Below are 13,056 nucleotides of genomic sequence, written 5' to 3'. Positions count from 1 at the left end.
GCGGTTGAGGTGGGGTTGCCGTCCGCGGGGAATCTGGCTGAAGAGCGGATGCAGGATTTTCGGGATGCGCTGTACTTTCCGATTCGGGAGTTTCTGGCGGCAGGTAATCCGTACGACCCCGCTGTGATGTTCGCGCACTGGCCTGTGCGGCAGAACTTCAACCTCTACCAGCCCTACCACCTCTTGCTGCACATGCCGTTCGCCCTGCCCAGTTACCGGGTAGGCGCGGTGGCGTTCGCGTTGGCCTCCCTGGTTCTGCTCGTTGCGCTTGCGGTGATGGCGGCGGCGCGGATGCGGGTGCCGTGGGTGGTGGGTACGGCTGTGGTGGCTGCGTTGCTGGTCACCAGTCAGGTGGGTAAGGCGCAGTTGTACGTGGGGCAAGTCAATCCGCTGCTTGCGGTGGGGGTCGCGGGGGCGTTGTTGGCGCGGAACAGTCATCCGCGGTGGGCCGCCCTCGCGGTGGCGTTGGCTTGGTTGAAGCCGCAGTTTGGGTTGCCGTTGGCGATTCTGCTGTGTGCGCGGGGCTCTTGGCGGGTTGCCTTGGGGGGTACGGGGATCGCTGCGGGTGCCAGTTTGGTGGCCTTGGTGCCGTTGGTGGTTCGGGATGGTGTGTCCGGGTTCCTTGAGGTGGTGGGGAGGAACCTTGAGCATGCGTCTCAGACCGCGTACGGCGCTGTAAATTCGGTTACCGCGCAAAGGGTTGATCTGGCGGCGGTGTTGTTCCGGGTTACGGGGTGGCTGCCGCCTGCTGCTGAACTGCTCACGCTGGTGGTGGTGCTGACGGTAAGCGTGGTGTTGGTTCGGCGGCTTGACCGGGCTCAGGACGATACCGGTGCGGCGGATCTGTTGACCTGTGTGGCCGTTGTGGTGGCCGTCGTGCATCAGCCTGGAGATGTGCTGATCGCGGTGCCTGCCATGGCGGCGGCTGCGGCGGTGTGGTGGCGGCGACGGCAAGAGTTGCGGTGGCTGGGGTTGGCTGTCGCGGCGTTGCTGGTCCCGTTCGCGCATCTGTACTTCGTGGACACTGTTATTCGGGAATTCGTTGGGGTTAGGTCCAGTGTCACCGTGGACGGGGTGGCGATCGTCCTCGCTTGGGTGGCGCTGGTTGTGTTCGCGCGCGGCCGGCTGCGGGCATGACGGGAGCTGTGCGCGGGTCGCTGTGGCTGTTCCTGGTGAACCTGGTCGGCAAGGCCGGCCAGGTCGCGGTCACGCTGGTCCTCGCCGCGTTCCTCACCGAAGAAGGGCTCGGACTCGTCGCGCTGACGGTCTCACTGGTCAACATCGGCCACGTCGTCCAGTCGATGGGCGTCTACGACGTCATCAGCCGGACGACACTCGACCCGCGCCGGGTTGCGGGGACCTTGCTCACGCTCAGCGTCGGCACTGGGATCGCCCTTGCGGTGGTGGTCACCGTTTGTGCGGATGCTTTGGCCCATGCCCTCGATGCGCCGCAGGCTGCGCCGCTGATTCGGTTGGCTGCCTTGAGCCTGCCGTTCACGGCCGCCGGCGGGGTGCAGCTCGGGCTGATGCACCGGGACCTGGACTTTCGTCGCAGGCTGGTGCCCGACGCAGGTAGTGCGTTGCTCGGGGCGGCGGTCACCGTCGTGCTGGCCAGTCAGCAGGCTGGACCGGTGTCGCTGGTGGTGGGGCTGCTGGTGACGGCGGTGGCGCTGCCGGCGTTGGGTGTGGCGGTGGGGGTGCGGGTTCGGCCGTGCTGGGATCGGGACGCCGCCGCCGAGTCGGTGCGCTGGATCGCGGTGGTCGGGCCGGGGGCGCTGGTCGCGGTGTTGCTGGTGAACGTCGACTACCTGGTGATCGGGCACGTCCTGGGGCCGGAGGCGGTGGGGGTGTACTCGCTGGCGTACCGGATCGCCTGGGTGCCTTACATCGTGGTCGCGGTGGTTCTCGGTGGAGTGCTTTTTCCGTTGTGCGCCAAGTTGATTCGGGCCGGCGAAGCCGATCGGGTGTCGGCGGCGGCGGGGAGGTTCACCCAGGCGGTGCTGGTGGTCACGGGTGGGCTGTACGCGGTGACGGCGGCGATGGCGGACCGGGTTGAGCTGTTCGGCGCGCGCTGGTCGCCGGCGGCCGTTCCGTTGCGGCTGTTGTGCCTCTACGGGTTGGGCCTCGGCCTGCTGCACCTGTGGTACCAGGTGCTGCGCGCCGCCGGGCACGCTCGCCGCTACCTCGCGCTGGAGCTGACCCACCTGGCGACCCTGGTGGTGGCGCTCGCGGTGGTGACCCGGCACGGCGTGGTGGTGGTCGCGCTCACGCAGGCCGCGGTGGTGTGCGTGCTCGTGCCCGCCACGTGGTTCGCATTAAACCGCAACGGGCTCGCGCCGCCGAAGCTCGGCCGGGCGGTGGCCGCGACCGCCCTGGCCGCCCTGTGTTGTCTCGCGGCCGCAGGGCCGGTGGGCGCGGTGTTCGGGCCGTCGCTGACCGGCGCGGTCGGTGAAGGTCTGGTCCTGGTGCTCGGCTACACGGCGGTGGTCCTGCTGGTGGACCGCCGCACGGTGCGTGAACTGCGTGAGGTGCGTCGATGAGGGTCGTGCACGTGTCCCAGCCGGTGGAGGCCGGGGTGGCGGCCGTGGTGCTGGAACTGGCCGCGGCACAGCGGGAACGGGGCTGGCGGGTGGACGTCGCGTGCCCGCCGGGGTGGCTCGCGGACCGCGTGCGGGACGTCGGCGTGCGGGTGCACCCGTGGTCGGCCACGCGTTGTCCCGGCCCGTCGGTCGCGGCGGAAACCCGGCGGCTCAAGGACGTCCTCGACAAACTCGACCCGGACGTGGTGCACCTGCACAGCTCCAAGGCGGGCTTGGCGGGACGGCTGGCGGTGCGCGGGCGGCGGCCGACGATCTTCCAACCGCACCTGTGGTCGTTCCAGAGCGCGACTGGCGCGCTGCGGCAGGCGTCGGTGGCGTGGGAGCGGTTCGCGGCGCGGTGGACCGACCAGCTCGTGTGCGTGAGCGACGACGAACTGGCCGCCGGGCGCGCGGTCGGCGTCTCCACCCCGGCCGAGGTGGTGTGCAACGGCGTCGACACGCGGACGTTGCGGCCGCGCAGCCGGGTCGCGGCGCGCAAGCGGTTGGGGCTGCCGGACGTGCCGACGGCGGTGTGCGTGGGGCGGTTGGCGCCGTTGAAGGGCCAGGACCAACTGCTGCGGGCGTGGCCGGCGGTGCTGGACGCGGTGCCCGACGCGCACCTGGTGCTGGTCGGCGACGGGCCGATGCGGGACCGGTGGCGGGCCGAGGGCGACCACGGGTCGGTGCGCTGGTGGGGCCACGACACGGCGGTCGCCGACTTCTACACCGCCGCCGACGTGGTGGTGCTGCCGTCGCGGGCGGAGGGGATGGCGCTGGTGCCGTTGGAGGCGATGGCCAGCGGCCGGTCCGTGGTGGCGTTCGACGTCGGCGGGGTGCGGCAGAGCGTGGGCGACGCCGGCGCGGTCGTGCCCGCCGGGGACGTGCCCGCGCTGGCGTCGGCGGTGGCGAAGAGGCTGGCGGACCCGGTGCTGGCGGCCGGGGAAGGGCTCGCCGGGCGGCGGCGCGCCGAGGTGCTGTTCGACTCGACGAGGGTGTGCGACCAGGTCGCCACCCTGGTGGACAAGCTCGTGGGAGGGACGCGGTGAAGGTCGCCTACCTGTTGACGCAGGACCGCGGCGGTCCGGTGGACGTGACCGTGCGGCTGGCCGCGACGCTGCTCGCGGCCGGGCACGACGTGCGGGTCTTCGGACCGGTGCCGGCGCGCGGCGCGGAGCTGATCGCCGGCCACCACACGGAGGTCTCCATTGCCACGAAAGGGGATCTGAAAGCCGGTCGGCAGGCCCGGGAGGCGCTGCGGGCGTGGGCGCCGGACGTCGTGCACGCGCAGGACCGGCGGGCCGGGCTGGTGAGCGCCGGGTTGCGGTTGCGGCACAAGGTGGTGCAGACCTACCACGGGGTGCCCGACGACGTGGCGGAACCGTGGTTCCGGGGCTGGGCCGGGGCGTCCGGGCCGTCGAAGTACACGCGGACCGTGCTGGCGGCGGACGCGGGCGTGGCGCGGTTCGTGCACCGGACGGTCGTGCCCGCGCCTTCCATGGGCGAGTTCCTGGTGCGGCGGCTGCGGGTGCCGGCGCAGCGGGTCACGCACATCGACAACTGCGTGGACCTGCCGCCGTGCTGCCCGCCGTCCGGTCCGGTGCGGCGGCTGGTGTTCGTGGGACTTTTGGTGGAGCGCAAGGGTTTGCTGACCCTGCTGGCGGCGTTGGCGCGACCCGGGACCATGCCGGAGGGCGCGTCGCTGACCGTCGTCGGGGACGGGCCGCTGCGCGCGGAGGCCGAGGAACGGGCGCGGCGCGACCTGCCCGGCCGGGTGGAGTTCCTGGGTTTCCGCGCGGACGTGCCCGAGCAGCTGCGGCGGCACGACGCCCTGGTCCTGCCGTCGAAGATGGAGCAGCAGCCGCTGGTGGTGGCCGAGGCGATGGCGGCCGGGAAACCCGTGGTGGCCACGGACACCGGCGGGGTGGCCGACATGCTGTCCGACCGCGCGAGCCTGGCCACGCCGGGCGACGTGGACGGGTTGGCGGCCCGGCTGCGGGCGTTGTTCGCCGACCCGGACCCCGGTGCGCGCGGCGCGGCCCTGGCCGACCGCGCCCGCTCCCGCTTCGCGCCGGACGTCTGCGCCGCCCGCCACCTCGACCTCTACCGCGAACTGCTGTCGTCCTGACCGCCGGCCGGGGCGGATTTCCCCCCGGCCGGAACCCGGCATCACCTGCCCGGCATCACCTGCCGGGTGTCAGCCTTCCCGGTGGCGGCGGCAGAGCCGGGGTCGGCGGCGGCGGGGTCGTGGTGACCGTCGTCGTGGTGGTCTTGGTCGTGATGGTCGCCGTAGTGGTCGTGGTGGTTCTCGGGCTCGGCGTGGTGGTCGCGGTAGTCGTCGTGGTGGGAGTGGTCGTGGTGGTCGTCGTCGTGGTGGTCTGCGAAGTGGTGGCGGGGGCCGGGGGTTTGACCAGGACGGCGGCGTCCGCGCCGGGCAGCTCCACCGCGCCGGTCACCGGCGTCCCCTCGATCGTGGTCAACCCCGGCGGCGGCGTGACCTTCACCGACTTGCCGGTGGGGTTCACCGCCACCCACCCGTTGGTGAACGTCCGCGTCCACGCCCCGTTGGCCAGCTGGTTCGCCGACTCCACCGCCTCCCCCAGCCCCGAGTCCTGGTACGCCGACCAGTCCGGGTCCTGGTAGTCCTGGGTGGACGCCCCGTGCCAGCACGTGTACGGCCCGGCCAGCAGCGCCGCCGTCGCGTACCCGACCCGCTCCTCCCGCACGCTGTGCGTCTTGGTCACCAGCAGCAGCCACGACTCGCCCAGCGCCGCCTGCGCCCGCAGCTCCTTGAACTCGTTGCCCCGGAACGTCAGCAGCTCGCCGCCGCCGGTGTTCTCGCGCAGCCCGAAGTTCTCCTCCATCGCCCCGCTGTACCGCGAGTGCGCCGACCACCGCCCCGGCGTCAGGTGCGACTCGGACACGTTCGGGATCAGCATCTTCCCCGCCTGCGCCAACGAGTCGCCCGCGACCTGGAGGAACCGGTCGAGCCCGTCGCGGATCAGCCGGTCGGTGGCGGCGGCGTCGGCCGTGCCCTTGAGCACCGCCGACGAGTAGTACCTCAACGAGCTGAAGTCGTTGTCCGCCAGCACGCCGTCCCAGCCCTCGCGCACCACCTCCGCGGTCACCGCGTCCGCCCACGCCTTCTGGTAGGACTCGGTCCACACGGTCATCTGCCAGTGCAGCGGGTAGCCCTTCCACTCGATGTGGCGGTCGGCGGTGTCGACCGCGAACCACTCCGGGTGGTTCTTCTGCGCCGCGATGTACCCCACCCCGCTGGGCAGGTAGGGCGCGTCCTTGCCGCCGTCGACCGCGCCCGGGTAGTTGCGGGTGCTGGAGAAGTCCTTGTACACCAGGATCTTGATCTTCGGGTTGAGCTTGCGCAGCCGCCGCATGGCCGCCGTCTCGGTCGCGTTGAGCACCACGAGGTCGTAGTGCTGCGCGGCGAACTTGAGGTCCGCGTAGGTGGGCGGCTCGCCGATGCCGTACCACCAGGCGCACGGCGCGAGCGGCTTGGGCGGCGGCGCGAGCGGCGCCGGGTCGGCGGGCAGCGGCGTGGACTCCCCCTCGGGTTCGGCGACCCACGGCCCGGCCGAGCTCGGCAGCCACGCCGAGCCCGCCAGCACCACCGCGGCGAGCCCCGCCCGCGCGGCGACGCGCCACCTGCGACCACGGATCAGCGGTTGTTTCGGCACAGCAGCTCACCCACCGTCAGCAGCAGAATTCGGACGTCCAGCCACAACGACCAATTCGCGATGTAGTAGTTGTCGTAGCGCGACCGGTCGACAATGGAGGTGTCCCCTCTCAACCCGTGGACCTGTGCCAGTCCGGTCAATCCGGTGGGCACCCGGTGCCGCGCCCAGTATAGGTCGTGGACGGCCGAGAATTCGCGCACGAAACCCGGTCGTTCGGGTCGTGGCCCGACAATCGACATGTCGCCGCGCAGGATGTTCCACAACTGCGGCAACTCGTCCAGCGAGGTCCGCCGCAGGAATCGGCCGACCGGGCCGACGCGCCGGTCCCCGACCACCGACCAGCGGATCTGGGAATCGTCCTCGCCGGTCATCCGGACGCTGCGCAGCTTGTAGAGGACGAACGTCCGGTCGTCCATGCCGACCCGGACCTGGCGGAAGATCACCGGCCGCCCGCTCTCCAGCAGCACGGCCAGCGCGCACACCGCGATCACCGGTGCCAGCACGACCAGCGACAGGCCCGCGAGCAGCACGTCCACGCCGCGCTTGACCCACCAGCTGGGCCGGGTGGTGGGCGCCGTGCTCAGCCGGACCAGCGGGAAGCTGCGCAGCCGTTCGACGTCGGGACCGTCCTGGTGCAGCTCGTACATCCGGGGGACCACGAAGATCGAGCAGCCCAGCCGGTGCGCGGTGATCGCCGCGTTGACCAGCGGAGAGTCGGTCGCGCGGGAGAACGCGAGCACGACCGAGCCGGCCCGGTACCGGGTGATGGCGTCGGCCAGGTTCTCCTCCAGCAGCGGCAGCGGCAGCTCGTCCGCGTCCAGCGCGGGCGACGGGTCGACGAACCCGACCGGGCGCAGCCCGTACTCGGGGTGCTGGAGCATCGCGACGGCCAGGGTCGCGCCGACCTTGCCCGCGCCGACCACGATCGTGCGGTCGCAGCGGTGGAACCGGCGCCGGGCCCACCGGCCGAAGGTGAACACGAACAGGCGAGCAGGTTCACTCAACAGCGTGAAGTTCACGATCGCCCACTGGACCTCGACGGTCGTGCCCGGCTGCGTCCCGGCGACCAGGGTCACGCCGGTGACCAGCGCGAACGCCGTGGCGGTGGCGACGGTCGAGCGCGGCACGTCGTGCAGCCAGGACAGCCACAGCCGCCGCCGGTAGAGCCGGCAGGACGCCCGGACGCCCAGCAGCGCGCCCGCGGCGACCGACGCCCACGCCCACGGCAGGCCCCGCACGACGACGGCCAGGGCCGCCACGTCCACCACGACCAGCAGCACCGCGACCGCGTTCACCCGACCGAGCAGGTCGCGGGTCGCCTCCGGCTCGACCCGGCCCGACCGCGCGGGAGCCGGGGCCGTCGTGCCCACCTGGTTCACCACTGGCCACCCTCCCGGGTGACGAGCGCCCGCCCCCAGCGCGCCTGCACCACGCGACTGCACATTCCGACGACGTCCTTTCGTAATCCGACCGAGTTCACTCGAAAGAGAATTCCGACTACTTACCGATTGCCAGAAGGAATTGAAGACCTCCCGTTCACTCTTTGGTGAGATCACGTCCTCCTGTTCAGCGACAAAAGCAGTCGTGTCGTACGGGTTCCCGTCACCGACCGAGCCATCGGGAAGACGGGGGTGGGTGGAACCCGGTTCGAGTTCCCAGGCGAATAATTCTGGCCCGGTTACCCGGAACAACGGAAATGGGGTCGGCACAGTGGCAGTCGACGAACGCGAGGCGCGCACCGCGCCCGCCACGATTCGCACACGGGGCCGTGCGCACGTCGTGTTGCCCGCCTACAACGAGGCGGAGTCGCTGCCGCCGCTGCTGCGCCGGCTCGCCGACGTGGCGCGCACCGAGGAGATCACCGCCTGGGTGGTGGACGACGGCTCCTCCGACGGCACCGCCGAGTGCGCGCACGACGTGGCCGGGTTGGACGTCAAGGTCGTCCGGCACCCGGTCAACCTGGGCCTGGGCCAGGCCGTCCAGTCCGGCCTGCGCGCGGTGCTGGAGGTGGCCGACGCGGACGACCTGGTGGTCGTGATGGACGCCGACGACACCCACGACCCGGCGCTGATCACCGCGCTGCGCGGGGAGATCGCGGCCGGCGCGGACGTGGTGATCTGCTCCCGGTTCGTCGACGGCGGCGACGACGCCACCGCGCCCGCGTTCCGCCGGCTGCTCTCCCGCGGCGCGGCGGTGCTGTTCCGGCGGGTGCTCGACGTGGACGGCGTCCGCGACTTCACCAGCGGGTTCCGCGCCTACCGGGTGTCGCTCCTGGCGCGCGCCGCCGAGCACTGGGGCGAGCGGCTGGTGGAGGAGCGCGGGTTCGCGTGCATGGTCGAGTTGCTGCTCAAGCTGCGGCACTGCCGGCCGGTGATCGCCGAGGTGCCGCTGACGCTGCGGTACGACCGCAAGCAGGGTCCGAGCAAGTTGAAGCTGCGTCGGACGATCGCGCAATATTTGAAGCTTCTCATGCGTGATCGTCTGGCGCCGGCACCCTACCGGCCCCTGTGATGGGCACGCGGGTCACCGTCCTGGGCGGCGGTATCTGTGGACTGGCCGCCGCGCACCGGCTCGCCCGGTCGGGTGCCGAGGTCACCCTGCTGGAGGGCTCTGACCAGCTCGGCGGGCTCGGGACGTTCACCCCGTGGCGGGACGGGTGGGTCGAGCGGTTCTACCACTGCGTGATGCCCACCGACGACGACCTGCTCGACCTGCTCGGCGAGGTCGGTCTGCGCGAGTCGGTGACGTGGAAGCGCACCAGCATGGGCATGGTCGTGGCCGGGCGGCACCACCCGTTCAACTCGGCCGCGGACCTGCTGCGGTTCACCCCGCTGCGGCTGCGCGACCGGGTCCGGTTCGGCGCGGTGTCGTTGCTGCTGCGGCGATTGGGGCGCGGGCGCGACCTGGACCGGCTGCGCACCGAGGACTGGTTGCGCGGCCTGTACGGGGACCGGGTGTGGGACTCGCTGCTGGCGCCGATGTTCGGGTCCAAGTTCGGTCCGGCCTTCGGGGACGTGCCGGCGCTGTACCTGTGGCAGCGGCTGGGGCGGGAGAGCAACGTGTCCGTGCGCGGCTACCCGGCGGGCGGCTACCGGACGATCATCGACGCGCTGCGGCAGTCCATCGTGGACTCGGGTGGGGTGGTGCGGACGTCCGCACCGGTCACCCGGGTGAGTGGTGACGGGTCGGTGGTCTTCAACGGTGAGGTGCTGGACGCCGATCGGGTGATCTCGACGTTGCCGCTGCCGGTGCTGCAGTCGATCGCCGACCCCGCGCTGGCCCCGTTGCTGCCCGACGTTCGGCTGGCGTACCAGGGCGTGGTGAACGCGCTGTTCTTCCTGCGGCGACCGCTGTCCGGGCACTACTGGGCGCCGGTCGTGCGGTCGGGGACGGACTTCGACGGCGTGGTCGAGATGTCCGCGCTGGCGGGGCCGTTCGACGGGCGGCACCTGGTGTACGTCATGAAGTACACCGACCGGGAGTCCGCGCTGTACCGCGCGGACGAGGCGCGGGTGCTGGCCCGGTGGACCAAGCAGCTCGTCGGGCTGTACCCGGACCTGACCTCGGCGGACGTCGACGAGGCGCGGCTGTTCAAGGCGCCGTTCGTGGAACCGGTGTACCCGTTGGGGTACCTGGAGCGCCGGCCGCCGCTGGAGGTGGCGGGGACCCCGCTGCTGCTGGCCACCACCGCGCACGTGTACCCGTCGGTGACCAGCTGGAACTCCAGCGTGGGCCTGGCGAACCGCGTCGTCGCGCTGGTGGACGACGCGGCTCGCGGTGCCCGGTCAGACCAGGGCGGGTTGGCCGAGGGGTTGGCCGACCAGCTGTTCCAGGGCGGCGGCGATCCGCACCGAGGGTGAGCCGGTGCCGTAGGGCGACGGGATCCCGGCCAGCCGGGCGCGGTGGCCGGGGACGTCGTCGAGCCAGCGGCGCACCTCGCGGCCGATGCGGGGACCCGGCGGGACGAGCGTGCCGAACGTCCCCTCGATCTCGGGGCGTTCGGTGCTGCGCCGGACCACCACGACCGGCCGCTTGAGGACGCTGACCTCCTCCTGGATGCCGCCGGAGTCCGAGACGAGGACGGCGGCGCAGCGGGCCAGGGCCAGGAAGTCCGGGTAGGCCTGCGGTCCGATGACGGTGAGCGCGTGGAGGAGCCCGGTCAGGCCGTGCTCGTCCGCGCGCTTGGCAGTGCGGGGGTGCAGCGGGAGGACGACCGGGAGCGGCAGGTCGGCCAGGTGGCGGAGGATGGTTTCGAGGTTGTCCGGGTCGTCGACGTTCTCCGGGCGGTGGATGGTGGCCAGGGCGTAGCCGTCCTGGTGGAGGTTGTGGTTCTTGAGGATCTTCTCTTCGGCGTCCGGGTCGGGCAGCGCGGTTTCCAGGGCTTCGACGACGGTGTTGCCGGTGACGGCGATCCGGTGCGCGGGGATGCGTTCGGCGCGCAGGTTCTGCTCGTTGAGCGCGGTCGGGGCGCAGCAGAGGTCGGCGAGGTGGTCGATGAGGACCCGGTTGTGCTCCTCCGGCATGGCCCGGTCGAAGCTGCGCAGGCCCGCTTCGACGTGCACCAGCGGGGTGTCGTTGGCGTTGGCCGCGAGGGCGCCGGCGAGGGCGGAGGTCGTGTCGCCCTGCACCACGACGGACGTGGTCGGGTGGGCTTTGAGGACGTCGTCCACGGCTTTGGTGGCCAGTCCGAGCTGCGCGCCGCGCCGGGCGCCGCCGAGGGCGAACTCGTGGAACGCGCCGGGTTCGGCGAGGTCGCGGCGGATCAGGTCGTACATGGCGGGGTCGTAGTGCTGTCCGGTGTAGACGAGCGTGGCGCGCGGGCCGAGCAGGCGGATCAGCGGCGCGAGCTTGATCAGCTCGGGGCGGGTGCCGCACACCAGCGTGACGGTGTCCACCGTGGGGTTCTCCTTAGTCCGTGGCTGGAATGCGGGGGAAGGTAGTTCTTGCTCGGAGGCTTTCCCTTGCACCTCAGTCGATCGAGTGAACGTGGGTGTCGTTTCCCGTTGGTGGCACTAGGTTGTTCCGGTGATCAGGAAACTCCAGGCCGCCGCGACGGCCGCGATGACCGTGGCCGCGCTCGGCGCGCCGGCCGAGTCCGGTCCCCTGCTGCCGGACCTGAGACAGGCGCCGGTGGGGTGCCCCGGCGGGACGGCGCGCGATCCCGGTCAGTGCCGGGACTGGGACGTGTGCATGGTGGAGGACCCGTTGGCGGCCAACGGAACCTGCCTGGCGGCGGGGCCGGCGGGGGCGGTGCGGCTGCGCTTCACGACGTCGGCGGACAACGTCGGTGACGGGCCGTTGGTGATCTACGCGCAGCGGTCGGCCGAGGAGTCGACGATGCGGGCGCGCCAGGCGTTCCAGTCCGCTGTGGACCGTTCGATCCCGGGTTCGTTCGCGGAGGCGCAGCACGACCTGCCCGCGACGGTGTACTACGAGCCAGCGGCGACGCACGAGCACTGGCACCTGTTGGATTTCGAGCACTTCATGCTGCGGACGCCGGACGGGGTGACTCTGGCGAACGACCGCAAGAACGGCTTCTGCCTGGGCGACCGCTACGCGACCCGCGACGCGCGCGACCTGCCGGCGCGGCCGCAGGACTTGTCGAGTCCGGAGGGTCAGTTGGCGACTTTCCTGCGGGAGAACATGTGCAAGCGGCGGGAGCCGGGGGCGTTGGACGTGAAGCAGGGGATCTCGGTGGGGTCGGGGGACGACTACGACTACGAGGTCGACTTTCAGTGGTTGGACGTGACCAACGTGCCGTCGGGGGTGTATGACGTGGTGAACGTGGTGAACGCCGATCGGAGCTTGGTGGAGAAGAGCTACGACAACAACGCTTCGTCCATCTCGATCTCCCTGCAGTGGCCCGACGGCGCGACCACTCCCCCTCCGGTGATCTCTTCGGCGCCGAAGGTGAAGATCCTTCGCAGTTGTCCTGGCTCGGAGCGGTGTTCTCAGCTGTAGTGCAGGTCAGCGGCTTGTGGCGGGTTGGCCGGCAGGCGGCTCCCAGAAACCCCCGATCGGGTGACATGCAGGATCTGCGACCAAACCCGGTCTCGCGCGTCCCGTAAACAAGGAGCGCGGTCAACGGCCCCCATCCAGCCAGGCCCGGCCCGGCCCCGCTCCCGCACCACGGCGCCCACTGACCCGCCCTCGCCGGCCCACTCTCGCCGCCACCCGCGCGAGCGCGCCCCGCAAGCCCAACGCCGCCAGCCCACCCGGCGCACCGCCGCACGGCCAGCCCACCGCACCTCCGCCTCGCGAGCCCGCTCCACCGCAGGTCGCAACGCCGCCGCCTGACCATGCGCCGCAGTCCACCCCCGCCCGCCGCAGTGCCACTAACCCGCCACGCCACCGCACACCCAGACCGCCGCACGGCTGTCCGCTACCCCACCGCACGCCCACGCCGCCGGACGGCTGGCCCGCCGCGCCACCGCATCGCGGCGCCGCCACCCCGCCGCCATGCCACGCCGCCACACCACCACGCCGCGCCGCCACGCCAGCGGACCCTCACCTGCGTCGCCACCTGACCTGAGCGTGGGTCTATCTCAGGATCGGTGTGTTCGGCGTTGTTGATCAGTAGGTTTCGGCGTTCGGCCAGCGGTCACCGAACGTGATGGCGAAGGCGTTGAGCACGGGCTTCCACCGCACCGTCCACCTAGCGCGGCCCGTCCCGGTCGGGTCCAGGCTGCGGGTGACAAGGTACAGACACTTCATCGCCGACTGTTCGGTCGGGAAATGCCCGCGGGCGCGGACCGCCCGGCGGTAGCGGGCGTTGAGCGACTCGA

Annotated in this window: 11 protein-coding genes; 7 read left to right on the top strand and 4 right to left on the bottom strand. The window is 71.6% G+C overall.

Annotation, left to right across the window (positions count from 1 at the left end):
* The first annotated feature begins 9 nt into the window (after positions 1-9).
* The 4 genes from RIN75_RS31610 to RIN75_RS31595 are packed head-to-tail and all read left to right on the top strand — an operon-like array spanning position 10 to position 4,704.
* A complete protein-coding gene (locus RIN75_RS31610) occupies positions 10-1,137 on the top strand; it encodes a glycosyltransferase family 87 protein (RefSeq protein WP_309115713.1) in 1,128 nt (375 codons plus the stop codon).
* On the top strand, positions 1,134-2,540 hold the full coding sequence (locus RIN75_RS31605) for an oligosaccharide flippase family protein (protein WP_309115712.1): 1,407 nt from the start codon (positions 1,134-1,136) through the stop codon (positions 2,538-2,540). The genes RIN75_RS31610 and RIN75_RS31605 overlap by 4 nt, the downstream gene beginning before the upstream one ends.
* The gene (locus RIN75_RS31600; protein ID WP_309115711.1) at positions 2,537-3,625 is read left to right on the top strand and encodes a glycosyltransferase; all 1,089 of its coding nucleotides are present in this window, start codon (positions 2,537-2,539) and stop codon (positions 3,623-3,625) included. Before RIN75_RS31605 ends, RIN75_RS31600 begins: the two co-directional genes overlap by 4 nt.
* A complete protein-coding gene (locus RIN75_RS31595; protein ID WP_309115710.1) occupies positions 3,622-4,704 on the top strand; it encodes a glycosyltransferase family 4 protein in 1,083 nt (360 codons plus the stop codon). Before RIN75_RS31600 ends, RIN75_RS31595 begins: the two co-directional genes overlap by 4 nt.
* 55 nt (positions 4,705-4,759) lie before the next feature.
* Here the strand turns inward: RIN75_RS31595 and RIN75_RS31590 are convergent, their stop codons facing one another.
* Positions 4,760-6,271, bottom strand: coding sequence for a putative glycoside hydrolase family 15 protein (locus tag RIN75_RS31590; protein WP_309115709.1), 1,512 nt, complete (start codon positions 6,269-6,271; stop codon positions 4,760-4,762).
* Entirely contained in the window at positions 6,253-7,650 is a 1,398-nt protein-coding gene (locus tag RIN75_RS31585) for a sugar transferase (protein WP_309115708.1), read from the bottom strand. Before RIN75_RS31585 ends, RIN75_RS31590 begins: the two co-directional genes overlap by 19 nt.
* A 331-nt stretch (positions 7,651-7,981) precedes the next feature.
* Between RIN75_RS31585 and RIN75_RS31580 the strand changes: the two genes are divergently transcribed.
* Together RIN75_RS31580 and RIN75_RS31575 are read left to right on the top strand one after the other, a co-directional pair.
* The gene (locus tag RIN75_RS31580) at positions 7,982-8,782 is read left to right on the top strand and encodes a glycosyltransferase (RefSeq protein WP_309115707.1); all 801 of its coding nucleotides are present in this window, start codon (positions 7,982-7,984) and stop codon (positions 8,780-8,782) included.
* On the top strand, positions 8,782-10,131 hold the full coding sequence (locus RIN75_RS31575) for an FAD-dependent oxidoreductase (RefSeq protein WP_309115706.1): 1,350 nt from the start codon (positions 8,782-8,784) through the stop codon (positions 10,129-10,131). The genes RIN75_RS31580 and RIN75_RS31575 overlap by 1 nt, the downstream gene beginning before the upstream one ends.
* Here RIN75_RS31575 and wecB read toward each other — a convergent pair.
* On the bottom strand, positions 10,057-11,166 hold the full coding sequence (gene wecB, locus RIN75_RS31570; protein ID WP_309115705.1) for a non-hydrolyzing UDP-N-acetylglucosamine 2-epimerase: 1,110 nt from the start codon (positions 11,164-11,166) through the stop codon (positions 10,057-10,059). The two genes, RIN75_RS31575 and wecB, sit on opposite strands and share 75 nt — an antisense overlap.
* Before the next feature lie 130 nt (positions 11,167-11,296).
* Between wecB and RIN75_RS31565 the strand changes: the two genes are divergently transcribed.
* Positions 11,297-12,232 (top strand): lysyl oxidase family protein, encoded by a 936-nt coding sequence (locus RIN75_RS31565; protein WP_309115704.1) that lies wholly within the window; start codon positions 11,297-11,299, stop codon positions 12,230-12,232.
* 612 nt (positions 12,233-12,844) lie between these two features.
* On the opposite strand, the gene RIN75_RS31560 is transcribed toward RIN75_RS31565, so the two are convergent.
* Positions 12,845-13,056 (bottom strand): transposase (locus RIN75_RS31560; protein ID WP_309115703.1); only part of this gene is annotated, 212 nt, incomplete at its 5' end.

This window comes from Saccharothrix sp. (assembly GCF_031180885.1).
Taxonomy (GTDB): Bacteria; Actinomycetota; Actinomycetes; order Mycobacteriales; family Pseudonocardiaceae; genus Actinosynnema.
Note: the sequence above shows the minus strand (reverse complement) of the source record. Positions and strands in the feature narration are given on the sequence as shown.

Excerpts from the sequence above, each read along its gene's own strand:
- RIN75_RS31605 (WP_309115712.1), top strand. The coding sequence starts at position 1,134 with ATGACGGGAGCTGTGCGCGGGTCGCTGTGGCTGTTCCTGGTGAACCTG.
- RIN75_RS31600 (WP_309115711.1), top strand. The coding sequence starts at position 2,537 with ATGAGGGTCGTGCACGTGTCCCAGCCGGTGGAGGCCGGGGTGGCGGCC.
- RIN75_RS31575 (WP_309115706.1), top strand. The coding sequence starts at position 8,782 with ATGGGCACGCGGGTCACCGTCCTGGGCGGCGGTATCTGTGGACTGGCC.